This is a genomic window from Rhodococcus sp. KBW08, from assembly GCF_003852455.1.
Lineage (GTDB): Bacteria > Actinomycetota > Actinomycetes > Mycobacteriales > Mycobacteriaceae > Rhodococcus_F > Rhodococcus_F baikonurensis.
The window spans coordinates 36,753-61,751 of record NZ_QAJJ01000017.1 but is presented as its reverse complement, the minus strand read 5'-3'; the positions used below and the strand labels follow the sequence as shown (position 1 = coordinate 61,751).

The following is a 24,999-nucleotide window of genomic DNA, read 5'->3' as shown; positions in this document are numbered from 1 at the left end:
TTCCAGGAGGGCAGTCGTTTCCGGTCCGGCTCGTCGAACCTCTGCGATGTGGCACTCTGGCGAGATGGTCGAGAGTGTGGGGGAGTCCGAACGTACGGGTGAGACGGGCGGCAGCTTGGCGAAGATGGGCGGGCACGTGGCGCTCGCCAGCACGGTCAGCCGGATCACCGGTTTCGTCCGCACCCTTGCGCTTGCCGCAGTCCTCGGGATCGCCCTGGTCAGTGATGCGTACAACGCGGCCAACAGCTTTCCGAACATGGTCTATCAGCTTCTCCTCGGCGGGATTCTCGCCAGTGTCCTGCTTCCGTATCTGACACGGCAGCGAAGCCGTGGGCGGACGCTCGAACGAGAGCAGACGCAGCGCGTTCTCACTGTGGGAGCGCTTGCTCTTGCGCTCGTGACCGTTGTGGCGGTGGTGTGCGCGCCGCCTCTGGTCTCGGCCGTGATCGATGATCCGGCTCAACGCGAGCTCACGACGCTCTTCGCGTACTTGCTTCTGCCGGAGATCTTCTTCTACGGCGTCACGGCGATGATGACGGCTGTGCTCAGCGTTCGATCGGTGTTCGGCGCGCCGGCCTGGGCGCCGGTGATCAACAACGTCGTCCTTCTGGTGACGGTCGCGGTCTTCCTGTGCATTCCGGGGCCGGTGGCTCTGACTCCCGAGTCGATGACCACCGCGCAGGTTCTGGTGATCGGTATCGGCACTTTGCTCGGGATAGTGGCGCAAACCGCTGTCGTTGCTCGGGCGCTGCACCGCAACGGTTTTCGGTGGCGCCTTCGCGTGCGGGTCGTGCCGCACACGTGGCGCCCGGTGCGCGTCGGGGCGCCGTTGCTCGGTTGGGTACTGGTGTACGTCGTAGCCGGTCAGGTCGGTGTGTGGGTGACGATGAAGGTCACTCTCTCCCGTCACGTGTACTCGATGTACACGCATGCGGATCTGCTGTTTCAAGTGGCGTACGGCATCCTCGGAGTGTCGCTGTTGACGGTGCTGATGCCGCGAATCGCCAGGTCGGTCGCTGCGGGTGACGACGTCGGTGTCGTATCCGATCTCGGCCGGGGAGCCAGGTATTCGGTGGTGGCGTTGATTCCGGTCACGGTGGCTCTCATGGTGTTCGGCCCCTCGTTGACCACCCTGATCTTTTTCGGCCGGGTCGACGGCAGTAGCGCCCGGTTGATCGGGACGGCCGTGGCAGTCAGTGCATTCGGGTTGGTGCCCTTTGCGATGGTCATGCTTCAGCTACGAGTGTTCTACGCCGACAACAATACCCGCACTCCCGCGGTGATAGCCGTGGTGATGGTAGTTGGAAAGACGGCGCTCGTTCTTCTTGCGTCATTGTCGGCGAGTGACGAAACGCTGATCCTGGCCGTCTGTGCGGCCGGCTCGTTCTCCTACGTGTGCGGAGCGGTGCTCGGTCACGTCCTGCTTCGAAAGCGATACGGGCTGTTGGGATTCCGTCAGGTGCAGGCGACCGTCGGGAGAATTTCGACAGCGGCAGTTCTGGCAGGAGGTTGTGCGCTCACTTTGGTGGTGGCGGTTCAGAACCGAATCCCCGAGCCCAGGCTTGCTGCTGCTATTTCATTGTCGGCGGGTGCGGCCGTAGGTGTCGTCGTCCTGTTGGGCGCATGCAAGGTCGTCGGCGTTCCCGAGATTCGCCGGGCGCGAGCCCTACTGCTGTCCTGAGGACAGGAGCGGTACCAGCAGTTCGTCCGGGGTCAGGGCGCCGTGCTGTCCACGGAGACCGGACAGTCCCGATTCGACCGATCGACGAACGACCGCCACGTCTCCGGAAGCAATGGCGATGACATCGCCGATCCGGCCGTGATACTCGGAATGTACTGCGGGCCCGAACAATCCCGCGACGATGCCCTCGGATCTGGTCCCGATCCACATGCGGTCACCCAGTTCGGCGCGCCAGCGGTCCGCAACATCTTGTGCAGCGCCTTCTCGGGTGTGGATGTGCCGGCACCGGGGCTCGCCGGCAAGGGCGAGTACGTCTTTGGACAGCATCGGGGTGTTGTCGAAGTCGATCTTGTTCTCGTCCAGCACGTCGACCATTCCGTGGTCTGCCGTCACCAGCAATCTCACGTCCGGACCGAGAGCGGCTGCGAGTTGTTCGACCAGTCGATCGACAAGCATCAGTTGGAAGATCCACGGCTCGGACTCGGGTCCGTAGACGTGGCCGAGTGCGTCGATCTCGCTGATGTAGCAGTACGTGAACGTCCGTTCGGCAGATTTCGACGCCGCCACGGTGCGAGCGAGGAGGTCTCCGTATGCATGGATTCCGGCAAACTGGGCACCGCGCATCCCCGCCCGAGTGAGGCCGCTGCCGTCGAACTTGGACGGAACGACGGTGGTGACGGTGATTCCGGCGGCCGCGGCGCGATCGAAGGTCGTGGCCTGCGGCTGCAGGGTCTCCGGAACGATGGAGTCGGTCTGAGATTCCTTCTTGCCGGCGCTGTGCCAACCCAGCCAGTTGAACACCGAATCGGCTTCTTCGACGTAGGACTGGTAGCCGGTGATTCCGTGTGCTCCCGAGGGCAGCCCGGTCCCCAGCGAGACGATGCTGGTGGCCGTCGTCGTGGGGAAACCTGCCCGTATCGGCGTTCCGACGAGTGAGTTCAGGAATGGTGCGTGTTCGGCGTTGCGAGCGAGCAAGTTCGCGCCCATCCCGTCTACCAGCAGAATTACGGTCTTCTTGCTGGGATTCAGATCGAGACGGTTTGCTTCGCCGCCTACTCCGAGAGAAGCGAGTACCGACGGCGCAAGCGTCGACAGAGTCGGCTGGGAGTACACATCGAGGAGAGGTGCGGGGGCGGGCATCCCATGAGATTAGGCGTTGGACAGAGAAAACTGCATACCTTCTGGGCGAGTGTTCAAATCTGTGCGGTCAGATCCGGACATTCCAGATGATCGGCGCGCAGAGACCGCGGACCGGGGCGGCCTCTGCGCGGAGATTCATTCCATGATCGTGGAGATCTGGAAGTTGGCACCGAGTGGATCGGCAACCGACGCGAGACGGCCGAAGGGCGTGTCCTCGGGATCACGCAATACGCTGCCGCCGAATTCGACGACCTTGGCGACGGCAGCATCGGTGTCGTCCGCCCCGAAGTACACCTGCCAGAACGACGGGACCTCTGCCGGGAGGAACGAGCTGGCATCCATCAGACCGGCGACGACGGTGTCGCCCTGCTTGGCTTGTGAATATCGGAATTCGTCGCTGTCGCCGATGGACTCGTAAGTCCAGCCGAACACGTCGGTGTAGAACGGCAGGACCGCGGCGTAGTTCTTGGACAAAGTCTCGTGCCAGACCGGCGCTCCGGCCTCGCCCACCAGACCGAAGCCATTGTGCTGATCTGCCTGCCAGATACCGACGACGGCACCGGCCGGATCGCCCACGATCGCCATGCTGCCCTGGGGGCCGACCTGCATCGACGGCATCATGATCATTCCGCCGGCAGCTTCGGCTTTGGACGCCGACGCCGCCGCATCAGTAGAGGAGATGTAGGTGGTCCAGACGTTGCCGTACGGGTTTCCCTCCTGCTGGGGCCCGAGCCCGGCGATGGGCTGCCCGTCTTTGCTGAAGATCGCGTAACCGCCGTACTGCGGGTCGTCGTTGGAGTCGGCCTGCCAACCGAACACGTTGGTGTAGAAGGATTTGGCAATCTCGGTGTCGGAACTGGTGAGGTCGATCCAACAGGGTGTTCCGTCGAGCGCTGTGCGTGCGGGCATCTGAAACTCTCCTTAACCGAAACGGATACACAAGCAAGGGACGCGGAAATGCTTGGCCGAGGAAGGCACGAATCTCACGCTACGCGTGTACTCCGACACATTCCCAGGGTCCGAGAACTTTGCAGTATGTGACCGTTTCGCGTTCACCTGTGGTTCAGCAACCGTGCGCGGAGCGCGGGATCGCTCGCGCAGTCGATTGCAGTCCACGCGAGCGCGAGGGCGCCGTCCAGCACTGCCTTGTCGCCGGTTTCCGCGCGGCAGTAGGGGGTGAACTCTGCCTGATGGTTGCTTGCGCCGTTGCATTCGATCCCGATGATCGGGTGGATCGTCGGAATACGATGCGAGACGTTGCCCATGTCGGTGGATCCCGCTGCGGGACCGTCGTACTCGAAGAAAACGCGCCCGAGTGCTTCGCTGTTCCTCTGGTAGAGCGCGCTCATGTCCGCGTCCCACCGGGATTCGCCGTACGCCGGTGAAGGTTCCGTGATGGTCACTTCGCAGCCGGTTGCGGTCGCTCCGGCGGTGAAGCAGCGTTCCACCTTGGGCTTGACGGCTACTACGCCGTCGAGTGTGTCGGCTCGAACCGCGTAGGCCCCGTGTGAACTGCCCGGGATGACGTTGGGTGCTACGCCCGCGTCGCTGACATATCCGTGTACCTGCACGTCCTTCGGAAGATGTTGCCGCAGTAGGCCGATCCCGACCTGGGCGACCGTGAACGCGTCGGCGGCGTTGACGGCGCCCACTGCGAACGACGCGTGAGCGGAGATCCCGGTGTAGGTGACGTCCAGGTGGGAGATGGCAAGCATGTTCGGTGCTCGCAGATCTGCGGCACCGGGGTGAACCATCATCGCGCAGTGCAGGAAATCGAAAGTTCCATGCTCGAGCATCACTACTTTTCCGCCGCCGCCCTCTTCGGCCGGGGTTCCGAATACTGCCACGGTGATGCCCAGTTCATCAGCCAGAGGCGCGAGCAACAATCCCGCGGTCACCGCGGACGATGCGATGATGTTGTGCCCACAGGCATGCCCGATTCCCGGCAAGGCGTCGTACTCGGCGAAGAGTCCGATCACCAGCTCGCCGCTTCCGTAGGTGGAGGACACTGCCGTCGGCAGTCCGGCCGGACCGCGTTCGACGGTGAAGCCGGCATCCTCGAGGATCGTTGCCACGGCCGCCGACGCGTTGTACTCGGCGAAGGCAAGCTCGGGATGGTCGTGAATCACGTGGCTGAGGCCCAGCGCCGCGTCTGTGATGGTGTCGAGGTGCTTGGCTGCGCGCTCTTTGAAAGGTGTGCTCGTCGTCATTTTTCGAGACTGCGGCGGCACTGGGAATTGCAGTCCTGTTTGCAGGATCAGTCAACTATCGTGCTATCTCATGCACGATTCGACGCTCTTGGACGAAATTGATCTGCGAATCATTCATGCCATGCAGGTTCAACCTCGGGCACCGTGGGCGTTGATCGGGTCGGTGGTCGGCATAGACCCTGTGACGGCAGCGAGGCGATGGACTGCACTGACCGAATCGGGCACAGCGTGGATAGCGGCTTATCCGGCGGCCGATCCCAGCTCGGTACTTGCGTTCGTCGAACTTCGGTGTGAACCGGGCCGGCTCTCCGCGATCGTCTCGGAGGTGATCACCCACGCACACGTCCTGAGCGTCAACGTGCATTCGGGCAGATGCAACGTGATGCTGGAAGCTCTCTTCGCCGATCACGATTCGCTGGCCCACTACGTGCTCGACGACCTCCACTCTCTGGCCGGCGTCACAGACGTCATCGTCCTACCTGTGACACGCGTTTTCACCGAGGGGAGTCGGTGGCGTCTCGGCGCTCTCGAACCCGACGGAGTACGACGTTTGCGTGAATCCGGGATCACGCCACCGCAATTGGGACGCCGGTACACACTCGAAGCGAGCACCGCCGAAGTCGTCGACGTCTTGAGTGCGCAGCCTCGTATTTCCATCACCGAGTTGGCCGCTGCCTTGGGAATCAGCGCGACATCCGCTCGTCGACGCCTGAATACCGCGCTGTCGCAGCACACTCTTCTGCGTTGCGAGGTCGCACGATTCGCGAGTGGTCGGCCGGTTCATGCCCTCTACTTCGCGCGTAGTTCCGTCGCGGAGAACTCCGCCCGCATACTTCGAACTCTCTCGGACATCAGATTGGTGGCGACGGTGGCCGGGCCGGCCAACGTCATCTTCGCCGGATGGTTCCCGACGCTGTCGAGTGCCGCCGCGGTGGAAGCAGACATCGCAGCACGTACGCCGTCATTGGAGATAGTCGATCGCCGAATCGTCCTCGATGCGCCGAAGTTGATGGGGCACTTGCTCGATCGGCAAGGCCGTTCAACGGGCGTGGTGCCGGTACGGATCAGCTCGTGATCAGCCCCGTGCGATCGAGCCACGCGAGCGCATGACGGGTGAACTCGTCCGGAATCTCCAATTGTGGGGTGTGGCCGGTGTCGCCGAGAATGATGGTGGTCCAGTGTGGATGTGCGGTAGCAGCTGCCCGTGCAGCCTCGACCGGGACCAACCGATCGCGGTCGCCGTGCATCAGGAGCGTCGGAGTCGTGATCTCTCGCAGGGTCTTTCGATACGAAGCCGGACGGGCGAGCGTCATCAACAATGACCGTGCTGCCTGGAGGAATTCTGCGTCCTGGGTGGGTTCGTTGCGGCGAATCGCCGTCAAGGCGGCGCCAGCGTCGAGGACTGCGGGATCGGCTCGCGTCGGATCAGCAAAACACAATCTGGTCATCTGAGCGGCCAACTGCCGGTCTGACATCTTCCGACGTCCGAAGCCGAGGACCTGCTCTCCGACGTACGGCATCGAGTAGAGCGCAAATTGTGCGGCGACTGTCAGGTCGGGAAGTTGGACGGGCAGGGGGAGCGCCGGATCCACCAGGACCAGGCCGGCGACCGATTCGGGACTGGCATGGGTCGACATTGCCGAGACCATTCCGCCCATGGAATTGCCGAACAGGACGGCGGGTTCACCGACCACTGTGTCGAGAAAACGATTCAGGAGTGCTGCGTTGGCGTCGACGCCGGTGTGCCGCCCCCGGGCAGAGGTGAGTCCGAATCCGGCGAGGTCCAGTGCGTACACGCGCGTGCGCGCCGCCAGCGCCGGTGCCACCCGCACCCAGTTCAGGTGCGAGCCGCCAAGCCCGTGGACGAGCACGATGGGCGGCGCTCCGCTGGGGCCACCGAAGTCGATCCAGTGAACATCTCCACCGAGATCGGTGATGTTGCTCGTCCCGCCCCACGGGTGCGTGAGGGTGCTACCGGTGGCGAGTTGGGTCGAAACAGCGGATTCCATACTTGTCAGGATGCACCGAGGCGCGGTTCCAGTCACGCTCTCGTCGCAGTTCGAGATCCGAAACTGTGCGCTCGATCACGGAATTTCGCGAAGTTCGCAAAACGGTCGAAACGGAATTCGACTGATGTCAAACACTTTTCGCGGAAGGTTTGCGATTTTTCAAGGGACCCGTGGCATGCCCGGTCGATGACCGTTCGGGCATACTGAAAACCATGTGGTGGATGGTCGGGCTCATAGTGCTGACCGCGTTGGTTTTGGCATCCGTTCTGGTCGGTTTCGTTTTCGGCCGCCCGATCGCCGAAGACAAGTCGGCGGTGCTTGCCTTCGACGACGACACATCTCAGCCCCAGCGTGACTGACCACCGTCGAGCGGAATTGTTGCTCCCGTCAGATAAGCGGCATCCGGGCCGACCAGGAAAGCCACCGCGGTGCCGATGTCCGTCTCGCAGTCCCCGATCCTGCGGAGCGGAATCCCGGCAACAAAAGCGGCAGCCTCTTCCGGACGCGCATCTGCCCAACGCTGCAACCCCGGTGACGACGCGTGTGGAGCGACCGCGTTGACGCGGATCCCGTCGACGCCCCATTCGCACGCTGCCGCGCGACTGAGGGCTCGGACGGACTCCTTCACCGCCGCGTATCCGCCGTAGCCGGCAGCATCCCAGCGGACGGCCACGGAACTGACCATGTTGATGATCGCCCCGCCGCCGCGCTCCTTCATGAACGGGTAGCAGGCTTGCATGGTTCGCAGCGTCGCGACGGGACCGGAAGTCAATCCGTCGGCAAGGCGCTCCGGAGTGATGTCGAGGATGTTGCCGAGTGGGTTGAGGCTGGCGTTGTTGATCAGGATGTCGACGCCGCCGAACAGTTCCACCGTCCGCGCCACGGCAGCAGTGATGGAATCCGCGTCGGCGATATCCATGAGCACCGGCTCGGCACGACCGCCGCGTTCGGTGATCTCGTTACATGTGACGACGAGTTTCGACTCTGTGCGACCCGCGACCGCGATGTGAGCGCCTTCCTTGGCGAGTGCCAACGCGACTCCCTGACCGACGCCTTGCCCTGCGCCAGTGATCAGGGCCACTTTTCCATCCAACTTGCCCACTGCTGTTCTCCTGCTCGTCATTCAACGGTTCCCGAAGCGTTGTCCGAATCGCGCATTGTTACTCATGGGTTCCCGCTGGATGAGATGTGAGTTACGTCCCACTCGGCGGCACCGCTTCAAATTTCGGCTGTCTTACGTATATTGTGAGCGCCGTTACATACCGGGCGCGCGGACCGCGTACACATTCCATGATGAGGAGCTAGACATGGCATTCACCACTGGCAGCAGCAAGGCAGACCTGACCCAGCTCGGCGACTTCCAGAAGATCATTGCAGGCCTGGGCGGCGTTCTCGTCGGCATCGGCGCAGTTGCCGGTCTTCTCGGCGCAATCGGCGGCGCAGCAAGCTCGCAGCCTAAGTGATTCGCTGAAGCGGATTGACCGCCTCCGGCCCGCATTCTGAAGGCATTGCCTTCATGGATGCGGGCCGGAGGTTTTCTCCATCTGAATACCTGTGCCTTGCAGGCACATTCATTTTTGTGATAGGTCGATTGTCGCCGGAACATCCACGCCTTCTTCGTGGACCTGAGGTCCGAAGTTCGGCGCCGGCGTGAAATCGAGTGTCGCTTCCGAGCCGCGATAGTGACGGAAGTAGTAGAGCGATCTGTCCGGTCGCACGAAGGTGTCGGGTTCGGTTGTCTTCCAGGCCCAGTGGACGTCCGCTCGCAGAATCTCCGACAATCTCACGATGTTCTTGCAGCCGTGGCTTTGCAGGCCAAGGCATTTCAATGCCTCGACGTCTCGCAGTTGCCCGTCGCGGGTCCACCTGGATTCGTAGACCAGGGCATCGAGAACGACGCGGTGCGAACCTGCCTGAGTAACGCCGCCAAGTAGAACCTCCCAGTTCAATCCTGGTGCGTGCTCGAGGTATTCGTCGGCGTCGATGAATGCTGCCCACTCGACAGTGTCGCGGTATCGACCCACGTAGTCGACGTAGGCCTCTACCTGCCCGTGCACGATCCGACCGTCCGCGTCGCGCGGTTGCCAGTCGACGATCGTCACCGGAAGGTCGTGCAGTTCTTTGCGGAATGCGACCTGAACTTCGGTGTCCGACATCGATCGTGTGAAGGCGCCGTAGGAGTTGCCTCTTTTGTCCTCGCTGCGGCCGTGCCAGCGATTGAGACTGAATGCGCTTGTCTTGCGGGTGGACCCGACGGAACCGGTGTTGTCGTAGAGAACAACCTCCCAGCCCTGCTCGATGTGGTGCAGGCACCAGTCCCTGATGAAAGCGAGGTGCTCGCGGGGGAGGAGAACCGCGACCACGGCGCGGCGTCCGGTGTCAGAACTGTTCGGGTGGTTCTTCGGATCCATGATCACCCGACACACGATAGTGCTCTGCGTGGAGGTGGGTTACTCGATATTGATCGCTGAAATATTCATCGTCGAACGTTGACACATCTATCAATATGTCTCATAGTCGAGTCATGACAACCTCTGTGTCACATTCACCACGGTTTGTTCCTTCCACCGGGGAGTCCTGGCGTTCGCCGTGGGCCATGTACGACGCATTGCGCGAGAACGACCCGGTGCACAACGTGGTGCCGGAAGCCTCGCCGCAGGACGACTACTGGGTGCTCACCCGTCACGAAGACGTCTACAACGCCGCTCGTGATTACGAGACGTACTCGTCGGCAAAGGGATTGACCACTGTCTACGGTGAGCTCGAGCAGATCGGGATGCAGGACAATCCGCCGTTCGTGATGCAGGATCCGCCCGTGCAGTCGGAGTTCCGGCGCATGGTGTCGAAGGGCTTCACGCCGCGTCAGGTATCGGCGGTCGAGCCGATGGTCCGCGACTTTGTCGTCGAACGCATCGAGGCGTTGAAAGCGCGAGGCAGCGGCGATATCGTCGTCGAGCTCTTCAAGCCGTTGCCGTCGATGGTTGTCGCGCACTATCTGGGTGTGCCGGAAGCGGACCGGGATCAGTTCGACGGCTGGACCGAGGCCATTGTTGCTGCCAACTCGGCCGGTGGTGTGGCCGCAGCAGCGACGACGGCGCAGGCCGCCACCGGCGAGTTGATGATGTACTTCGCTTCGCTGATCGAACGCCGCAAGGTCGAACCGGGCGACGACACGATTTCCCATCTACTCGCCGCTGGGCTCGGTGATGACGGCGACATGTCCGGCCTGTTGTCGATTCTCGGCTTCGCCTTCACCATGGTGGCCGGGGGAAACGACACGACAACAGGAATGTTGGGCGGATCGGTGGCTATGTTGACCGAGCGGCTCGACCAGCGTCAGATCCTGCTGGATGATCCTGCATTGATTACCGACGCGGTCGAAGAACTGCTTCGACTCACCTCACCTGTCCAAGGTTTGGCGCGAACGACGACGCGAGATGTGGCCTTGGGTGGCAAGGTGATTCCGGCGGGACGTAAAGTTCTGCTCATGTACGGTGCGGCCAATCGTGATCCTGACAAGTACGGACCTGACGCGGCGGAGTTGAACGTCGTGCGTCGACCGCAGAAAATTCTCACTTTCAGTCATGGCGCCCACCATTGTCTGGGAGCATCGGCAGCTCGAATGCAGGCACGAGTTGCGTTGGAAGAGTTGCTTTCCCGGATCCCCGACTTCCATGTCGACATCGACGCGATGCAGTACGCGCCGGGCAACTACGTGCGCCGTCCCCTCACGGCTCCGATGTCGGTGACTCGGCCGTGAGCAACGACTGGCTCGGTGAGGGTCGCGCCTTGGCGGCAGCCGAGAAGATCCTCGACAGCGCGGCACAATTGTTCGTCGAGAAAGGCGTCAACGCCGTCGGTATGGCGGAGATAGCCTCTGCTGCAGGATGTTCCCGGGCCACCCTGTATCGGTATTTCGAGAATCGCCAGGCTCTTCACATCGCGTTCGTTCACCGCGAAGCGCGCAGGTTGGGAACTGCGATCGCGGAATCTGTGGCGACCATCGATGATCCGAGCGAACGTCTCGAAACGGCGATGCTCACTGCAGTATCCGCGGTGCGCAACACTCCGACGCTGGCTGCATGGTTCACCCCGGGCGATGCGAGTCTTGCCGGTGAACTTGCCAATTCATCCGACGTCATCAACGGACTGGGCGTCGCGATGCTCGGTGAAATCGGCGCAGACACAGCGTCGCGGGCACGCTGGATCGTGCGAGTGATCCTCTCGCTGCTCATGGTGCCGGGGGCGGACGAGAACGACGAGCGGACGTTGGTCCGTGAGTTCGTCGCTGCGTTGTTGATCGCTGGGCGGACCACCTGATCATCCCTTCCGGGTGATGCGCGAGGCCTGCGTGGGGATCGAGGATGAACCGGTATCCCGACACAGGTCACCGCGAGTTCCCGAGGAGCGTAAGAGAAGATGACTACACCGTCCGAACTCGACCCCAAGCCCGCAACCGAAGCGACTCGGCTGGCAAATGCCCAGGTTCTCCGTGACCTCCCATTCGACGACACTTTCGACTTCGAGTTGATTTCACGGGGTCTGGTGGCGCCGCTCATCGACGGTGGGTTGGTCAAGGGCGACAAAGGGCAGTTCATCTTCTCGTACGACGCTTACGGATTCGCCGACGGCGACGCTCCGGACACCGTCAACCCGAGTCTGTGGCGCCAAGCCACCTTGATGGGAAAGGGCGGCGGTCTCTTCAAGCTCGCCGATCGTCTGTACCAGGTGATCGGACAGGACTTGTCGAACACCACGATCATCGAGGGTGATACCGGGTTGATCATCGGTGACACCCTGATGTCCGCGGAAACAGCCGCTCTTGCGTTGGAGTTGTACTACCAGCACCGCCCCAAGGTCCCGGTCAAGGCAATCATCTTCACGCACTCCCACGGCGATCACTTCGGCGGAGTCAAAGGATTTGTCACCGACGAAGAGATCGAGTCCGGTGCCGTAAAAGTTTATGCACCGGACAGTTTCACCGAGGAAGCGATTTCCGAGAACGTACTTGCCGGCACGGCGATGACCCGTCGCGGAATGTACATGTACGGATCGTTCCTGCGCCCGGGTCCACAGGGGCAGGTATCCGGTGGTCTCGGATTGTCCACCTCGCACGGCACGTCGACGTTCGCCGTGCCGACCGACATCATTACCGAACCGGTACACGAAGAAGTGATCGACGGCGTGCGAGTGACCTTCATGCTTGCTCCGGGAACCGAAGCTCCGTCCGAAATGCTGTTCTACCTGCCTGATTTCAAAGCGCTCGGTTCGGCTGAGGACGTCACGCACACGATGCACAATCTGTACACGTTGCGAGGCGCCAAGACTCGCGATGCCAAGGCCTGGTCGCACTACGTCCGCCTGGCGATGGAGCTGTTCCCCGACGTCGAAATCATTTTCGCGCAGCATCATTGGCCTACGTGGGGCAACGACAAGATATTGAAGCTCATGTCGGATCAGGCAGACCTGTACAAGTATCTCCACGACCAGACGTTGCGCCTTGCCAACAAGGGGCTGACACCGGTAGAGATTGCCGACCAGATCGAGGTTCCCGACGCCATCGGAAAGCAGTGGTACAACCGCGGGTACTACGGCTCGCTCAGTCACAACGTCAAAGCGATCTACACCTTCTATCTCGGTTGGTTCGACGGCGTTCCCGCTCACCTGAATCCTCATCCGCCGGTGGAGAACGGCAAACGCTACGTCGAAGCAGTCGGCGGGCCGGATGCACTTCTGACCAAGGGTAAGCAGGCGTTCGACGACGGCGACTACCGCTGGGCAGCGGAGCTGGTGAACCATCTGGTGTTCGCCGATCCGAGTAACCAGAACGCGCGAGAGTTGTTGGCGGACACGTACGAACAACTCGGCTACCAAGCCGAGAACGGTACGTGGCGCAACTTCTACCTGGTCGGAGCGATGGAACTGCGGCATCCGCTGGCGCCGATGCCGTCCAACAACCCCACCGGCCCGGCCGTTGTCGCGGTGATGCCACTCGAGCAGATGCTGGACTTCTGGGCAGTTCGCCTCGACGGTCCCAAAGCTGCCGACGTCGACCTGTCGTTGCGATTCGTGTTGTCGGACACTGCGGACAACGTCCTGGTCACAGTGCGCAACGGCGTGCTGAACTACGACACGGACAAGGCAGATGCTTCGGCCGCCCTGACTCTGACCTTGACCCGTGCCGTGTTCAACGAGGTGTATCTCGGAACGACCTCGCTCACCGAATCCATCAAGGCCGGAACGGCAAAAGCTGTGGGAGATCAGTCTGAACTGGAGACGTTCATCTCGCTGCTGGAGGACTTCGATCTGTGGTTCGATATCGTCACGCCGTGACAGGTGTGCAGAGTCACGCCGTGACAGGTGCGCCGATCGATGATCAATGTTCGTGAATGATGACTCCGCGCATGATCTTTCCCGACTTCATGTCGTCGTAGCCCTGGTTGATGTCTTCGAGGCGGTACTCGGTGGTGACCATCTCGTCGAGCTTCAAGAGGCCGGCTTCGTAGAGGTTGAGTAGGCGGGGGATGTCGGCGCGAGGATTACATTCGCCGAACAGGCTTCCGCGGAGCTGTTTTTGGAACAGGGTCATTTCGGCGAGGTGCAACTGTGTGTCAGTGGCACCCATCGGTGAGACCGCTGTCAGAACTACGCGGCCACCCTTGCGGATCAGCCCGACCATCGGCTGGATCATGTCGCCGCTCGCCACCCCGACGGTCAGGATCGCGACGTCAGCCATGACGCCCCAGGTCAATTCGTTGACCAGCGTCATGGCTTCGTCGATCGACGAAGCAAAGTGTGTCGCTCCGAGAGTTTCGGCCATGGCCTTCTTGTCCGGCGAGATGTCGACTGCCACGATGTGCCTCGCGCCCGCGATCTTCGCCCCCTGGATGGCACTTCCGCCGATCCCGCCGATTCCGACGACGACCACGGAGTCGCCGGGCGAGACCTCTCCGGTATTGACGGCAGATCCCCAACCGGTGGTGACTCCGCAGCCGACGAGGCAGGCCTTCTCCAGGGGAATCCATTTGTTGATCTTCACCACCGACGCTTCCGGTACAACCGTGTAGTTGCCGAAAGTGCCCAGAAGCGAGAAGGTTCCGACATCGTGCCCGCGTGCTGCCGCGCGATATGTTCCGTCGACCTGCGCGCCGGCCATCAGAATGGCGCCGAGGTCGCAGAGGTTGCTCTGCCCGACTGCACACCAACGGCAGCGTCCACACGAGGGAATGAACGAGAGGACGACGTGATCGCCTACCTCGACGTCTCGCACGCCGGGGCCGACTTTCTCGACTATGCCCGCGCCTTCGTGGCCACCGATCACGGGGAGTGGCACTGCCAGATCACCGGTCACAGCATGATCGTCGGAGTGGCACATGCCGCTGGCAACCACTTTGATCAGGACTTCTCGTTCTTTCGGATCTGCGAGCTCGATCTCCTCGACACTCCACGGTGTGTTGTGATCCCACAGCACTGCGGCCTTCGCCTTCATCGACATTCCCTTCGAGCGTGCTTCGCGGCGCAGGGTCTTCTCGTCTGCTCCTGGACACATGCTGTCTCCCGTCGAGGGCCTCGGTCATGCATCTGCGCGCCACGGTCTGGTGTTTTCGCGCCGTGTCACCGACCCTTGAAGTGAATATGCGATAACCTGAGGTATGGTCACCGTCGGGTCGGAACAGCAGGCTGCCGACGGCATTCCTTTCGGTAGGGGTGGCCACTGGTGGGAGTCCCGTCTGCGGGAGGAATTCATTCCCCTCGATGTGCAGGTATCCCGGTCGGATCTACGCGGGGGATTTACCGCATCGGTGGGGCGACGCTCGCTGGACGACTTCGGTTTCGTCGACCTCAGTTGTGATCCGTGCTCAGGAAAGCGAACAGCAACTCAGGTATCCGACGCCACGGAAGACTGGGTGGTGCTGATCGCAATCCGTTCAGGACGCGAAGCGCTGACACGGGCAGGCGAAACGATTCTCGTGGGCGCTGGTGACGTGGTTCTGTGGGATACGCGCAATGAGGCCGAGTTCGAGGTGCTGGAGGCGATTCGTTCGATCAATTTGCTGATTCCTCGCTCAGCTCTGGCAGAGGTCTCCGGTCGAGCGTGGCCGGCTTTCGGCGGCGCACTGAATCGGGACTCACCGTCGGTACGGTTGTTGGTTTCCTATCTGTCGATGCTGGACGATTCGTTGGCCGAACTTCCTGAATCTGCGATATCAGCGGCAAGAAATGCCACCCTCGAACTGTTCGACGGGGCGGTGAGCCAAACCATCGGAACCGGCGACGCTGTCGGTTCCGTCGCGCTGCGCTTGTCAATCGATGCCTGGATCGACGGGCACCTGAGTGATCCGTCGTTGTCGTTAACCGCTGTTGCTGCCGCCCACGCGGTCTCGGCCCGGACGGTCCAGCGAGTCTTCGGCCGAACTGGCGAGACGTTCAACGGGACGGTACGGGCGCGGCGCTTGGCCAGGGCGCGTGAGGAATTGCGCCGAACGAACGGCTCGATCACCTCGATCGCAACCCGATGGTGTTTCTCCGACGCGAGCCACTTCTCGCGACTGTTCAAAGAACGGTTCGGGACTTCTCCGGCGGCCTTCCGCTCTCGGAAAATGCAGAGCTGACGTCGCGGCTACTCGAAACGGGAAGGATCTCCCGCGCCGACGCGCACGATCTCGGGAACACCGGACGAATAGTCGACAACCGTGGTCGGTTCAGTACCGCAGTCACCCGAGTCGATGACGGCGTCGAGTTGGTGGTCGAGTTCTTCCTTGATCTGCCAGCCGTCCGTCATCGGTTCCTCGGCTCCCGGTAACAGAAGAGTGCTGGAGAGGATCGGTTCGCCCAACTCCTGCAGAAGTGCACGCACCACCGGGTGGCTGGGAATGCGCACCCCGACGGTCTTCTTCTTGGCATGTGCCAGCCGTCGCGGAACTTCCTTCGTGGCGGGAAGGATGAACGTGTATTGCCCCGGGGTAGCCGCTTTCACCGCGCGAAACGCCGAGTTGGTGACGTGGACGAAGTGCCCCAGCTGCGCGAAGTCGGCACAGACCAGCGTGAAGTGGTGATCCGACCGCAGGTGACGGATCTCGCGGATCCGATCGGTGCCCGAGTGATTGTCCATTCGGGCACCGAGGGCGTAGCAGGAATCAGTGGGATAGGCGATGACCGCGTCGTTGCGCAGCATTTCGACGATCTGGCTGATCGCGCGCGGCTGCGGGTTTTCGGGGTGAACGTCGAAGTATCGGGCCATCAACCCAGCTTAGTTCAGACCGCAGTTCACGAACGCCGTTCACCGTTCAGGCTGTGGTCGGCGAGCAATCCCGTCAGCTCTTCGGCGTAGGCGAGTTGCTTGCGTAAATGTATGCAGCTTTCTTCCGCTCGGGTATGGCAAGCGGTGACGAATTCGGTTGCGGCGGTTCGTGTTGACGAGTCCGAAGCTGTATCGCCGAGCACGGCCAGAGAATCGAGAAGTTGTCTCATTTCTTCGAGACTGAATCCGAGCGGCTTCATTCGTCGGATTACCAGTAGCCGTTGGACATCGGCCTCGGTGTAGAGGCGGAATCCTCCGGCGCTCCGCTCGGACGGAGTGACCAGCCCGACGTCGTCGTAATGACGGATCGTCTTGATCGACAGTTCGGTGCGTTCGGCAACCTGGCCGATCTGCATGTTCTGCTCCTGGCCCGCGGGTTCCGCCTCAGACATCACTCCCACTTTCGTCGCGCTGGGCTTCCATCCTCTCAGTGACCGTCACCCAAGCGGCCGGACAGGCGCAGATGGCGCTCGGCCGAGGCGCCGTCGAGGCCCACGATCTCGACATTCTTGCCTCTGGTCGCGTACTTGGTGGTGATGGCGTCCAGAGTTGCCACGGTCGACGCGTCCCAGATATGAGACTCGGACAAATCGATGACAACGTTCTTCGGGTCGCCGGCATAGTCGAACTGGTAGATCAGATCGTTGCTCGACGCGAAGAAAAGCTCGCCTCGAACCGCATAGACGCGGGTGTCCGCGTCCGGGTGCGCGACGTCGATTACTTCGGTGAGGTGCGCGACGCGGCGCGCGAAGATCACCATCGCGGTGATCACTCCGACGATCACGCCGTAGGCGAGATTGTGGGTCGCGACGGTGACGGCCACGGTGACCAGCATGACCACCGTCTCACCGATCGGCATGCGGCGCAGGGTCTTCGGATTGATGCTGTGCCAATCGAAAGTGCCGACCGAGACCATGATCATGACGGCTACCAATGCGGCCATGGGAATCAATGCCACGACGTCACCCAGGCCGACCACGAGTATCAGCAGGAACACACCCGCCAGGAAGGTCGAGATCCGAGTGCGAGCACCGGAGACCTTGACGTTGATCATGGTCTGGCCGATCATCGCGCACCCTCCCATGCCTCCGAAGAAACCGGTGACGATGTTGGCGACGCCTTGACCCCACCCTTCGCGGGTCTTGTTCGAGTGGGTATCGGTGACGTCGTCGACGAGTTTGGCCGTCATCAACGATTCGAGAAGGCCGACGAGCGCCATGGCCAATGCGTACGGAGCAATGATCGACAGTGTGTGTGTATTCAGAGGGACGTCGGGAAACAGTAGCGTCGGCAGGCTCGACGGAAGTTCGCCCTCGTCGCCGACGTCGGGAACGTCGAAAGCGAAAACGACTGTGGCGGTAGTCAGTAGCACGATCGCCACCAGTGGAGCCGGGACGGCGTTCGTGAGTTTCGGCAGGAATACGAGGATCAGGAGGGCGACGGCCAGAAGTGGGAAGACGAGCCACGGAACATCGATCAGGTGGGGGAGTTGAGCGATGAAGATCAAGATTGCCAGTGCGTTGACGAATCCCACCATGACGCTGCGCGGAATGAAGCGCATCAACTTCGCGACTCCGAGGAGGCTCAACACGATCTGTAGAAGGCCGGCCAGGAGGACGGTCGCAATCAGATAGTCGATTCCGTATTCGCGAGTGAGTGGAGCGACGACCAGTGCGACTGCGCCCGTGGCCGCCGAGATCATGGCGGGTCGTCCGCCGACGACGGCGATGGTCACTGCCATCGTGAATGACGCGAACAAGCCCACACGGGGGTCGACACCGGCGATGATCGAGAATGATATCGCCTCGGGAATCAGCGCCAGTGCAACGACAAGTCCGGCCAAGACTTCGGTTTTGAGACGGCGAGGTGACCGGAGAGCGGCCCGTACCGAATTGTCGTTGGTGGATGAAGTGATGGTTACTGCCATGAGATTCCGTCCTGACGAGGTGCTCATACCCTACCCTCCCGTAAGGGTAGAGTGTGAACGAAGGTGCGGCCGCGGTGCGACACGGCATTGAATTCGACTACGCTGCAAGGCCTTTCGTGCCATATATATGCCCGGAATGGGAAACGCTCATGTGGGCGGTCAGCTGTGACGGCCAGTAACTCTTACCAATTGTTTACCTACTGTGTGGGTTTTGTTGATCGAAAACTGACTAATTCGGTTGGTGACTCCGTTACAGTTCGGCGGCAAACGTCAATCAGGTTGTTCCGAGAGGACATCATGTCAAAACGCTTACTGAACGCTGCGCTGCTCGCCGGTCTCCTTGCCGGTGGAACTGCGGTGGCCGTGATTCCGGCGACCGCGGCGCCCGTTGCAGAAACCACGTCGACAACCTTTCAGGTCACGTGCCGCGCAGTTCCGAGTGCGTTCTCCGGTCCGTCGTCAGACGGAAAGCCTGCCACGGTACGGGTTTCGGCTCCTTCTGTCGTGGCGCCAGGTCAAGTCTTCGACATCGACGTGGACCCGGGTAGCGTCCAGATCCCGAACGATGTGAGCGGCGCAAGTGTCAAGAAGATCTCGCGTCTGAAGATCGATCTGCCGATTCCGGCCAACGCGGAGTTCGTCTCCGCGACAGTCACCGATCCGGGCAATGTCGTTGCCGGGAAACCCGCTTCGGTCATTCGCGTGAACGAAGACGGCACTCCCGCAGCGGACGGTCCGATACTCCGGTTGTCCGGCGCGAACGAAGCGATCGGCAACAGCCCGTCATCGTCGTCGGGTGCGCACGGCGGGCTTGCGATCAATGCTCAGTCCGGAGCCGAGACCAACATCGTCTTTCCGAAGATCAGAATCACCGTGAAGGCCGGGCCGTCCGGCGCAGTCGAAACCAATGTCCGGACTTCTGGTGCTGCAGGTACGTTCGGTGGACCGGAGTCGTTCTTGACCTTCCTCCCTCAGGTCAGTCACTGGCTCGCTGGAACCATCTGGGCGCCCACGTCCTGCTCACCTCGCGACAGTGAGACCGGCCCCCTCAACACCGGCGCCGGTGCATTGGCGTCGACGAGAATCGACGGGGATCTGGGACCTGTTGATCCAGGACCCGGAGCCGACATCGTGACCACGCTCGAAGGACCGGCTACCGCCGCTACCGGCACCAAGGTGTCCTTTGCCGCTCACGTCACGCCGGAAAACGCAACGGGAACAGTGCAGTTCATCGTCGACGGCAAGCCCGTCGGTGAGCCGCGACCGGTGGTTCGCGGAATTGCCCGCCTGGATATGACCTTCGGTAAGGCTGGAACCAAGTCCGTCACTGCGGTGTTCACCGCTACCGGCGCCGAGGCGACGTACACCTCGGCGGCGCACATTCTCACGGTGACCGGCGATACAACAGGTCCGGTCGATCCCAACCCGACCGATCCGGGCACCCCGGGTGGTTTCGGCAGCCTCGAGTCCGTTCTGCCTCAGTTGCCGACTGGTTCGCTCGGCGGCAAGTGATCACGGTCCTACTTCACCGCACCCTCGATGCCCGAGTTCTTCTGAAAGGCAACACATGAACCCCCGTACCCTGGCTGCCTGCGCAGTCGTGCCAGCTCTCGCCGCCGGACTCCTCGCTGTGTCCGCGCCGGTGGCAGCGGCCTCAGATGCCGTGACGCGAACAGTTTCCGTCGAACACAAGTGCCGGGTCGACGGCTTCACCGATTGGGACTGGTCGTTCTCCGACAACCTGGAGGTCACGGCGCCCCGGTCCGTGCGTCCCGGCGAAGAGTTCACCGTGAAACTCCATCCGGGCGTCATGCGTAGTTCGGATTCGGACACCGGTCGTATCAAGTACGACATCGCGCTTCCTCAAGGTGCAGAACTGATTTCGTACTCACTCGTCGGTGATTCGTCGTCCAACTTGACCGGCGAAACGGCGGTGCTGCTCCGTGTCGGCGCAGATGGAAATGTGAACCCCGCCGGTGAGTATTTGCGAATTACCGGCACCGGCAACAAGACCGTCAACGACGGGCCGAGCGCGAGCGACAACAAGCCCAAGGAAGGGCTGCAGGTCAAGGCCAACACCGACTTCCGCCTGCCGGCAGTTGAATTGACGCTCACGGCTCGGTTGGATGAGGGCAACGCGACGACGCACCTGCGCGCCGGGGCGGCGAGCCCGGTTATCAAGATCAAAGACACGAGCATGAGTTTCGGTGAGTCTCGGTGGACCAATGCAGCTGGGTATTGTGTTGCTTCCGGTGACGGACGTGGCGCCCTTTCCACTACCGAGGTTTTCTCGACCAACCAGACCGAAACGACGGTCGACGTTGCACTCGAGGCACTGACCGGCGAAGACGTCAAGATCGCGGCGAGTATCGACCCGAATCCGGGTGAGGGAACAGTCGAGTTCTTCGACGGTGAAACGAAGATCGGCAGCGCCGCAGTCGATTCGAATGGTCACGCAGAACTGGTCTGGCCGTTCCGCGACCAGGGTGAACATCGTATCACCGCAAAGTTTCTGGGTACCAAGAAGTTCAGCGCCTCGGAGTCCGTGGACAAGACCGTGACCGTCACCGTGCCTGGTGTCGTCGTCGTGGAGCCGGTGGATCCGACGGATCCGGAAACACCGGGCGGAACCGGAAGCCTCGGGGACATCTTCTCGAAGCTTCCGACAGGCTCACTCGGGGGCTGAGTCACCCAAACGGCAGGGGAGCGTCGACGTTTCGGCTCGAATACGGGTGTGTGATCGAATACTGGAATGACAGGTTCGAATCATGCCGAGAGCCGCAACGCCGGCGTTCCCTGTTTTTCTCGAGGGGAGTCTCCGTCACGGAAACCGGGCCAGAACCACAAAAGGTAGCTCACCAAAACTTGTGTCCTTTTACTACCGTTAGTTGAAGAACTGCGCGAACCGCGGGTTCTTACATCAACAAGCCTTCGAACTCGCCGCTGCGGTTCAGGTATGAACAAGGTAGGGAAAATGCGCAAGGTTGGTTTGCTCGCGTCCGCTGCGGTAGTAGCTGTCAGTGTGGCAATGATCGGGACGTCTACGGCCTCAGCAGCGCCGGGAAACATTCCCGGTCACGGGCTGTTCGACGTGCCGTGGGAGGTGTTGCCGGGGACCTACACGACTTCCGGACCCGAATCGGCTGACATGCCATGCATATATGGCCGAGCAAAAGTTGACGGCGACGGTGTAGTGAATGTCCTCGAGTTCGAAAGCACCCTCGGACCGGCGACGGTCACGATTCTCTTGACGGATTCTCGCTTCACCACCGCATATTGCGCTGATTGGAAGAGAGTGTCGTCAATCGGATCATTGGATCTCGGATCACTTTTCGGGTCCTAGACGTCTCCGCTCCATGTCCGGGCGGCCTTATGGCTGTTCTCACTATCTCGATAAACGCTCGGCTCGCGGATACGCTCGTTCGTCTCGAGTTTCCGACCACTCGTCGCATGAGTCCATGACCAGGGACTTTAGCCCTCGGTAATTACCTACCAATCGGTATATTCTGCGAAGGTACGGACTTCGTGAACCGATGTGAGTTGGCTCCGGGGGACGTGCCGGCCTCGCAGGACCGCCCGCAAAGTCAGCCCGGTGAGGCCACCGGAGTTCGCGCATTTCGACAGTTTGCCGCTGGGTCCGTCCGCTACGAGGGGAGCGGACGGACCTGACGGCACGAGAGAGTGCCATGCCTGAACGTGGTCAAAGCAGAGTGGACGCGGGGATCATTGCGGTCGTCGCAGTCACCACCGGCGCGTTCGTCGCACTGACCGGTCACGGTCTGGTTGCAGCGCTGGCCACCGTGGTGGGCCTCGCGCTCGGAATGGCGATTGTGCGGTATCTGATCAAAGGTCGCTGATCAGAGTCCGCTGATCAAAGCAAGAGTTCAGCAGGTCGCGAGAATGTCTGCGATGGTGTCGTGTTCGGCTTGGGTGACCCACAAACCGTATGCGGCTTTCACTTCCACTTGAGCAGTCACGTACTGGCAGCGGTAGGCCTTGTTGGGTGGCAGCCACGACGCTGCGTCGGAATCCGACTTCTTCTGGTTGGTGGGTCCGTCGACAGCGCGTAGGTTTCGCGGGTCGTTCGCGAGATTTGTTCGCGTCTGGGTGTCCAGCTGCTGCGCGCCCTTCTGCCAGGCGTCCGAGAGTGCGACTACATGGTCGATCTGCACTGCCGAAGACGTGTCCTGGCCGCGGGTGAAGGCGATGGTCTTGTTCGTGTACGGGTCACGGAGCGTACCGGTTTGGACCGAGCAGCTTTTGGAGCCGTCCTTGAATGTCAGGTCGGTGAGGTCGCGGCGGAGAATGTCATTGCGTGTGTCGCAGCCGTTGTGACCGAACTCGACGGTGACGTCGTCCGTCCAAGCGGTGCCGAACAGCGCGCGGTCGTATCCGGTCTTGGGTGCGCGTCCCTTGATCGGGATCTGCGCCAGTAGTTCAGCTGCAGCGGAAGACGGCGTCGAGGCTTCGGCCACCGCCGTCGTCGTGACACCGGATCCGATTCCTGAACCGAGAGAAGATGTTTCGGGCGCGTCGGCGTTGGAGTTCGCGCAACCTCCCAGCACGATCACGGCAGCAATGCCGATGGTGACGCCGGTGATGCCGCGCCTGTGATGTGCCGTGCGTGCCATGTGTGAGAGTCCATTTCTGCGAGAGATGAACTACAAGTATGTCATTCACGACATTTCGGGCCGAACCGGCACTGTCTGTCAGTCCGGTCGAAGGAGCCACCGCGTCACCGGGACCGAGACGAGAACTCGCGGGCCGTCGGGAGTCTTGTCCGCGGCATCCCAGCCGGCGTACTTCTCGCCGAAAAGTCTCAGGAGATCGCTGAACTCGCCGACGTCGTGATGAATTGTCCCGAGTCCCTGTGCGACCCACGGATCGCCGGCGGATCCGTCGACGGCCAACGAGACCCGAGGATCGTCCCGCAGGTTCCGAACCTTCCGATTCTGCTCTGCGCTCGGTATCCAGAATGTGTTCCGACGCAGTAAGAACCACACCGGAGTCGTGTGCGGCGAGCCGTCATTTCGGAGGGTGGTCAACCACACGCAAGGTGTATCCGCGATAGTCACGGTCCCAGTATCGGTGCCGGTGCGACGTTCACCAATCGACGGTTCTGAACGGACAAGGCCCGGTCCTCGCCGTTGGGTGAGGACCGGGCCTTCTCGGGTGGAGTGGACGCGTCAGATCTCGATCTTGGGGGTCTGCTCGCCCAGCTTGTGGCGGGCCAGCGCCAAGTTCGCACGTGCGCGGTCCAAAACGAGGTACACGAACAGTGTCGACAGTCCGGGCGTCTCGAGGACGCGAATGAGGTGGTACTGGTTGCTCAGGGTGATCAGGATGTCTTCCAGGGTGTCGGTAATCCCCAAGTTACTCATCGTGCGGAGCTTTGCTCGCACAACCTCGGAGTTGCCGGCGCCGGCATATTCGAGGCTGAACGACGGGTTGCCGCTCATACCGAGAACCATCCCGCTGTCGGCGTCGACGACGGCTGCACCGCTGGCACCGTCGATGCGCATCAATTCGCCGAGGATTTTGTCGATGTTGCTCATTGCTTCTCCTTGGTAGGGCCGAGTCGCGCTGGGCGACTCCAGGTGATGCTTCGGTGGTGAAGTCATCGGTACATTTCGAGGCGGAATCGTCGGTTGCGGCGTCGGGGGTGGGCCGGGCGGCAACTGTTCAGCTGGTGAGATGTGCGGGTTCGTTCCGTTCGATGCAGATGAGCGGCCATACGACGACTCGAATTCGTCGATTCGGTCTGCGGGTAGCCAGCCGTCTCCGGAGGGCGCGTCGAGCGGCCATCCGGTGTCTGTCTCGTAGTCCGGTGTCGGCGAGTGGAGTTGCGGATAGACCGGTGCGGTCAGCGGCCGCTTGTACGGAACCGGCTGACTGCCCGCGTCGGCGACGTTCGCGAACCAGGCAGCGTACCCGGGGTCGCTGCGATCGAGGTTCTGCCCGCGATCGTCGTCTTCCTCCCGGGAACCTCGTCGACGAAAAAGTCCCACTCGTTCCAGCCCCTTAAAAACGAACTATTTCCGATCAGAGCGTTCCGGATGAACGCGGCAGACCGGACAATCCCGCCCATAGTTACTTTGCAGTTAAATAACGGTAGCATGGGTTGGCGGACGGGGCATACGGTCCAATCCTGCAGTCGGGCCGACGAGGTGCTCGGATTCGACGGGCCGCCCAGGCGATCCCGGCCGGTCGGCGGCGCCGGTCGGTTCGAACGCCGGCTGCCCTCTGGCATCCTTGAAGGATGAAGAAAACGATCACCGGGTTCATCGGTGCCTGCTCGCTGGTGGCGCTGGTTGCCTGCGGTTCTGACGGAGACAAGCCGACCGAGGTCGGAACACTCACTTCCTCCGCTTCGGCGACCGCCACTGCGACGCCGACGACGTCATCCGCGGCTCCGGCGACGTCGCCGGAATCGACGACCGAGGCACCGCCCGTCGACTCGAGCGTCCCGGCCGAGGTCCCGTCGGACCCGAATGTGAGTTCGGCGCTGCCACGGACCTACGCGCAGGCGTGCTCCGACGTTCTCCGGTACCTCGACGCATACCAGCCGGCGATTGACGAGTCGGGCGAGGAAATGGGCATGACGCGTGAATCATTGGCAAACGACATGCTGACCTCCATCCAGGCCTATCCCGAATGGTCGAGCTTGTCTGCCGACGAGCAGGCCGAGGTCACTCGCGGATTCGCCGCAGCGACTGCGGGAAGTTGCTGAC

Annotated in this window: 25 protein-coding genes and 1 pseudogene; 13 read left to right on the top strand and 13 right to left on the bottom strand. The window is 61.7% G+C overall.

What is annotated here, in order from left to right; genetic code table 11:
• The first annotated feature begins 64 nt into the window (after positions 1 to 64).
• A complete protein-coding gene (gene murJ / locus DBV08_RS20975; protein ID WP_260395679.1) occupies positions 65 to 1,681 on the top strand; it encodes a murein biosynthesis integral membrane protein MurJ in 1,617 nt (538 codons plus the stop codon).
• Here the strand turns inward: murJ and DBV08_RS20970 are convergent.
• The 3 genes from DBV08_RS20970 to DBV08_RS20960 form a co-directional block, all read right to left on the bottom strand.
• Entirely contained in the window at positions 1,667 to 2,821 is a 1,155-nt protein-coding gene (locus DBV08_RS20970) for an alkaline phosphatase family protein (RefSeq protein WP_124568724.1), read from the bottom strand. The two genes, murJ and DBV08_RS20970, sit on opposite strands and share 15 nt — an antisense overlap.
• A gap of 135 nt (positions 2,822 to 2,956) precedes the next feature.
• Positions 2,957 to 3,730 carry a VOC family protein gene (locus DBV08_RS20965; RefSeq protein WP_124568723.1) on the bottom strand — a complete coding sequence of 258 codons (774 nt, stop codon included), beginning with the start codon at positions 3,728 to 3,730 and terminating at the stop codon, positions 2,957 to 2,959.
• 143 nt (positions 3,731 to 3,873) lie between these two features.
• A complete protein-coding gene (locus tag DBV08_RS20960) occupies positions 3,874 to 5,031 on the bottom strand; it encodes an amidohydrolase (protein ID WP_124568722.1) in 1,158 nt (385 codons plus the stop codon).
• Between the two features lie 70 nt (positions 5,032 to 5,101).
• Here DBV08_RS20960 and DBV08_RS20955 point away from each other — a divergent pair, with 70 nt between their 5' ends.
• Entirely contained in the window at positions 5,102 to 6,106 is a 1,005-nt protein-coding gene (locus DBV08_RS20955; protein ID WP_166811673.1) for an Lrp/AsnC family transcriptional regulator, read from the top strand.
• Here the strand turns inward: DBV08_RS20955 and DBV08_RS20950 are convergent.
• Positions 6,096 to 7,040, bottom strand: coding sequence for an alpha/beta fold hydrolase (locus DBV08_RS20950; protein WP_095971357.1), 945 nt, complete (start codon positions 7,038 to 7,040; stop codon positions 6,096 to 6,098). The genes DBV08_RS20955 and DBV08_RS20950 overlap by 11 nt on opposite strands.
• 221 nt (positions 7,041 to 7,261) lie before the next feature.
• Here DBV08_RS20950 and DBV08_RS32370 point away from each other — a divergent pair, with 221 nt between their 5' ends.
• Entirely contained in the window at positions 7,262 to 7,399 is a 138-nt protein-coding gene (locus tag DBV08_RS32370) for a hypothetical protein (protein WP_185564881.1), read from the top strand.
• Here the strand turns inward: DBV08_RS32370 and DBV08_RS20945 are convergent.
• On the bottom strand, positions 7,381 to 8,142 hold the full coding sequence (locus DBV08_RS20945; protein ID WP_124568720.1) for an SDR family NAD(P)-dependent oxidoreductase: 762 nt from the start codon (positions 8,140 to 8,142) through the stop codon (positions 7,381 to 7,383). The genes DBV08_RS32370 and DBV08_RS20945 overlap by 19 nt on opposite strands.
• 205 nt (positions 8,143 to 8,347) lie before the next feature.
• Here DBV08_RS20945 and DBV08_RS32365 point away from each other — a divergent pair, with 205 nt between their 5' ends.
• Positions 8,348 to 8,503: a hypothetical protein gene (locus tag DBV08_RS32365; RefSeq protein WP_166811678.1), complete on the top strand. Its 156-nt coding sequence runs from the start codon at positions 8,348 to 8,350 to the stop codon at positions 8,501 to 8,503.
• A gap of 108 nt (positions 8,504 to 8,611) precedes the next feature.
• Here the strand turns inward: DBV08_RS32365 and DBV08_RS20940 are convergent, their stop codons facing one another.
• Positions 8,612 to 9,451: a glycosyltransferase family 92 protein gene (locus DBV08_RS20940; RefSeq protein ID WP_206029634.1), complete on the bottom strand. Its 840-nt coding sequence runs from the start codon at positions 9,449 to 9,451 to the stop codon at positions 8,612 to 8,614.
• 113 nt (positions 9,452 to 9,564) lie between these two features.
• Between DBV08_RS20940 and DBV08_RS20935 the strand changes: the two genes are divergently transcribed.
• The 3 genes from DBV08_RS20935 (at position 9,565) to DBV08_RS20925 (ending at position 13,373) form a co-directional block, all read left to right on the top strand.
• Complete coding sequence (locus DBV08_RS20935; protein WP_124568718.1) at positions 9,565 to 10,800, top strand: cytochrome P450; 1,236 nt, start codon at positions 9,565 to 9,567, stop codon at positions 10,798 to 10,800.
• Positions 10,797 to 11,360: a TetR/AcrR family transcriptional regulator gene (locus tag DBV08_RS20930; protein ID WP_095971355.1), complete on the top strand. Its 564-nt coding sequence runs from the start codon at positions 10,797 to 10,799 to the stop codon at positions 11,358 to 11,360. Before DBV08_RS20935 ends, DBV08_RS20930 begins: the two co-directional genes overlap by 4 nt.
• A gap of 99 nt (positions 11,361 to 11,459) precedes the next feature.
• Entirely contained in the window at positions 11,460 to 13,373 is a 1,914-nt protein-coding gene (locus DBV08_RS20925; RefSeq protein WP_124568717.1) for an alkyl/aryl-sulfatase, read from the top strand.
• A 43-nt stretch (positions 13,374 to 13,416) separates the two neighbouring features.
• On the opposite strand, the gene DBV08_RS20920 is transcribed toward DBV08_RS20925, so the two are convergent.
• A complete protein-coding gene (locus tag DBV08_RS20920) occupies positions 13,417 to 14,529 on the bottom strand; it encodes an NDMA-dependent alcohol dehydrogenase (protein WP_095971470.1) in 1,113 nt (370 codons plus the stop codon).
• Positions 14,530 to 14,692: 163 nt separating this feature from the next.
• Here DBV08_RS20920 and DBV08_RS20915 point away from each other — a divergent pair, with 163 nt between their 5' ends.
• Positions 14,693 to 15,652 (top strand): helix-turn-helix domain-containing protein, encoded by a 960-nt coding sequence (locus DBV08_RS20915; RefSeq protein ID WP_095971353.1) that lies wholly within the window; start codon positions 14,693 to 14,695, stop codon positions 15,650 to 15,652.
• Between the two features lie 8 nt (positions 15,653 to 15,660).
• Here DBV08_RS20915 and DBV08_RS20910 read toward each other — a convergent pair whose 3' ends face one another.
• From DBV08_RS20910 to DBV08_RS20900, 3 genes are read right to left on the bottom strand one after another with little or no spacing between them, the layout of a single operon-like run.
• A complete protein-coding gene (locus DBV08_RS20910; RefSeq protein ID WP_003945756.1) occupies positions 15,661 to 16,281 on the bottom strand; it encodes an L-threonylcarbamoyladenylate synthase in 621 nt (206 codons plus the stop codon).
• A gap of 26 nt (positions 16,282 to 16,307) precedes the next feature.
• Positions 16,308 to 16,733, bottom strand: a complete 426-nt coding sequence (locus DBV08_RS20905; protein WP_124568716.1) for a MerR family transcriptional regulator — start codon at positions 16,731 to 16,733, stop codon at positions 16,308 to 16,310.
• Positions 16,734 to 16,768: 35 nt separating this feature from the next.
• Positions 16,769 to 18,268, bottom strand: coding sequence for a SulP family inorganic anion transporter (locus tag DBV08_RS20900; RefSeq protein WP_185564847.1), 1,500 nt, complete (start codon positions 18,266 to 18,268; stop codon positions 16,769 to 16,771).
• Between the two features lie 297 nt (positions 18,269 to 18,565).
• Here DBV08_RS20900 and DBV08_RS20895 point away from each other — a divergent pair, with 297 nt between their 5' ends.
• The 4 genes from DBV08_RS20895 (at position 18,566) to DBV08_RS32360 (ending at position 22,125) form a co-directional block, all read left to right on the top strand.
• Positions 18,566 to 19,780: an Ig-like domain-containing protein gene (locus DBV08_RS20895; RefSeq protein WP_124568714.1), complete on the top strand. Its 1,215-nt coding sequence runs from the start codon at positions 18,566 to 18,568 to the stop codon at positions 19,778 to 19,780.
• Between the two features lie 55 nt (positions 19,781 to 19,835).
• Complete coding sequence (locus tag DBV08_RS20890; RefSeq protein ID WP_124568713.1) at positions 19,836 to 20,954, top strand: Ig-like domain-containing protein; 1,119 nt, start codon at positions 19,836 to 19,838, stop codon at positions 20,952 to 20,954.
• Between the two features lie 288 nt (positions 20,955 to 21,242).
• Entirely contained in the window at positions 21,243 to 21,611 is a 369-nt protein-coding gene (locus DBV08_RS20885) for a hypothetical protein (RefSeq protein WP_240952525.1), read from the top strand.
• Positions 21,612 to 21,954: 343 nt separating this feature from the next.
• On the top strand, positions 21,955 to 22,125 hold the full coding sequence (locus DBV08_RS32360; protein WP_166811684.1) for a hypothetical protein: 171 nt from the start codon (positions 21,955 to 21,957) through the stop codon (positions 22,123 to 22,125).
• A 30-nt stretch (positions 22,126 to 22,155) separates the two neighbouring features.
• Here DBV08_RS32360 and DBV08_RS20880 read toward each other — a convergent pair.
• The 3 genes and pseudogenes from DBV08_RS20880 to DBV08_RS33160 all read right to left on the bottom strand — a co-directional run.
• A pseudogene (locus DBV08_RS20880) lies at positions 22,156 to 22,899 on the bottom strand (HNH endonuclease family protein); the annotation flags it as partial.
• A 78-nt stretch (positions 22,900 to 22,977) separates the two neighbouring features.
• Entirely contained in the window at positions 22,978 to 23,343 is a 366-nt protein-coding gene (locus tag DBV08_RS20875; protein ID WP_260395678.1) for a pyridoxamine 5'-phosphate oxidase family protein, read from the bottom strand.
• Between the two features lie 111 nt (positions 23,344 to 23,454).
• Positions 23,455 to 24,276: a hypothetical protein gene (locus DBV08_RS33160; protein WP_095971345.1), complete on the bottom strand. Its 822-nt coding sequence runs from the start codon at positions 24,274 to 24,276 to the stop codon at positions 23,455 to 23,457.
• 251 nt (positions 24,277 to 24,527) lie between these two features.
• Between DBV08_RS33160 and DBV08_RS20865 the strand changes: the two genes are divergently transcribed.
• Complete coding sequence (locus DBV08_RS20865; RefSeq protein ID WP_095971344.1) at positions 24,528 to 24,998, top strand: hypothetical protein; 471 nt, start codon at positions 24,528 to 24,530, stop codon at positions 24,996 to 24,998.
• The last annotated feature ends 1 nt before the right edge of the window (position 24,999 follow it).

What these genes read in the sequence shown, in the direction of transcription:
- murJ (WP_260395679.1), top strand. Translation starts at nt 65, where the DNA reads ATGGTCGAGAGTGTGGGGGAGTCCGAACGTACGGGTGAGACGGGCGGC.
- DBV08_RS20970 (WP_124568724.1), bottom strand. Translation starts at nt 2,821, where the DNA reads ATGCCCGCCCCCGCACCTCTCCTCGATGTGTACTCCCAGCCGACTCTG.
- DBV08_RS20965 (WP_124568723.1), bottom strand. Translation starts at nt 3,730, where the DNA reads ATGCCCGCACGCACAGCGCTCGACGGAACACCCTGTTGGATCGACCTC.
- DBV08_RS20960 (WP_124568722.1), bottom strand. Translation starts at nt 5,031, where the DNA reads ATGACGACGAGCACACCTTTCAAAGAGCGCGCAGCCAAGCACCTCGAC.
- DBV08_RS20955 (WP_166811673.1), top strand. Translation starts at nt 5,102, where the DNA reads ATGCACGATTCGACGCTCTTGGACGAAATTGATCTGCGAATCATTCAT.
- DBV08_RS20950 (WP_095971357.1), bottom strand. Translation starts at nt 7,040, where the DNA reads ATGGAATCCGCTGTTTCGACCCAACTCGCCACCGGTAGCACCCTCACG.
- DBV08_RS32370 (WP_185564881.1), top strand. Translation starts at nt 7,262, where the DNA reads ATGGTCGGGCTCATAGTGCTGACCGCGTTGGTTTTGGCATCCGTTCTG.
- DBV08_RS32365 (WP_166811678.1), top strand. Translation starts at nt 8,348, where the DNA reads ATGGCATTCACCACTGGCAGCAGCAAGGCAGACCTGACCCAGCTCGGC.
- DBV08_RS20940 (WP_206029634.1), bottom strand. Translation starts at nt 9,451, where the DNA reads ATGGATCCGAAGAACCACCCGAACAGTTCTGACACCGGACGCCGCGCC.
- DBV08_RS20935 (WP_124568718.1), top strand. Translation starts at nt 9,565, where the DNA reads ATGACAACCTCTGTGTCACATTCACCACGGTTTGTTCCTTCCACCGGG.
- DBV08_RS20925 (WP_124568717.1), top strand. Translation starts at nt 11,460, where the DNA reads ATGACTACACCGTCCGAACTCGACCCCAAGCCCGCAACCGAAGCGACT.
- DBV08_RS20920 (WP_095971470.1), bottom strand. Translation starts at nt 14,529, where the DNA reads ATGAAGGCGAAGGCCGCAGTGCTGTGGGATCACAACACACCGTGGAGT.
- DBV08_RS20915 (WP_095971353.1), top strand. Translation starts at nt 14,693, where the DNA reads ATGGTCACCGTCGGGTCGGAACAGCAGGCTGCCGACGGCATTCCTTTC.
- DBV08_RS20910 (WP_003945756.1), bottom strand. Translation starts at nt 16,281, where the DNA reads ATGGCCCGATACTTCGACGTTCACCCCGAAAACCCGCAGCCGCGCGCG.
- DBV08_RS20905 (WP_124568716.1), bottom strand. Translation starts at nt 16,733, where the DNA reads ATGTCTGAGGCGGAACCCGCGGGCCAGGAGCAGAACATGCAGATCGGC.
- DBV08_RS20900 (WP_185564847.1), bottom strand. Translation starts at nt 18,268, where the DNA reads ATGGCAGTAACCATCACTTCATCCACCAACGACAATTCGGTACGGGCC.
- DBV08_RS20895 (WP_124568714.1), top strand. Translation starts at nt 18,566, where the DNA reads ATGTCAAAACGCTTACTGAACGCTGCGCTGCTCGCCGGTCTCCTTGCC.
- DBV08_RS20890 (WP_124568713.1), top strand. Translation starts at nt 19,836, where the DNA reads ATGAACCCCCGTACCCTGGCTGCCTGCGCAGTCGTGCCAGCTCTCGCC.
- DBV08_RS20885 (WP_240952525.1), top strand. Translation starts at nt 21,243, where the DNA reads ATGCGCAAGGTTGGTTTGCTCGCGTCCGCTGCGGTAGTAGCTGTCAGT.
- DBV08_RS32360 (WP_166811684.1), top strand. Translation starts at nt 21,955, where the DNA reads ATGCCTGAACGTGGTCAAAGCAGAGTGGACGCGGGGATCATTGCGGTC.
- DBV08_RS20865 (WP_095971344.1), top strand. Translation starts at nt 24,528, where the DNA reads ATGAAGAAAACGATCACCGGGTTCATCGGTGCCTGCTCGCTGGTGGCG.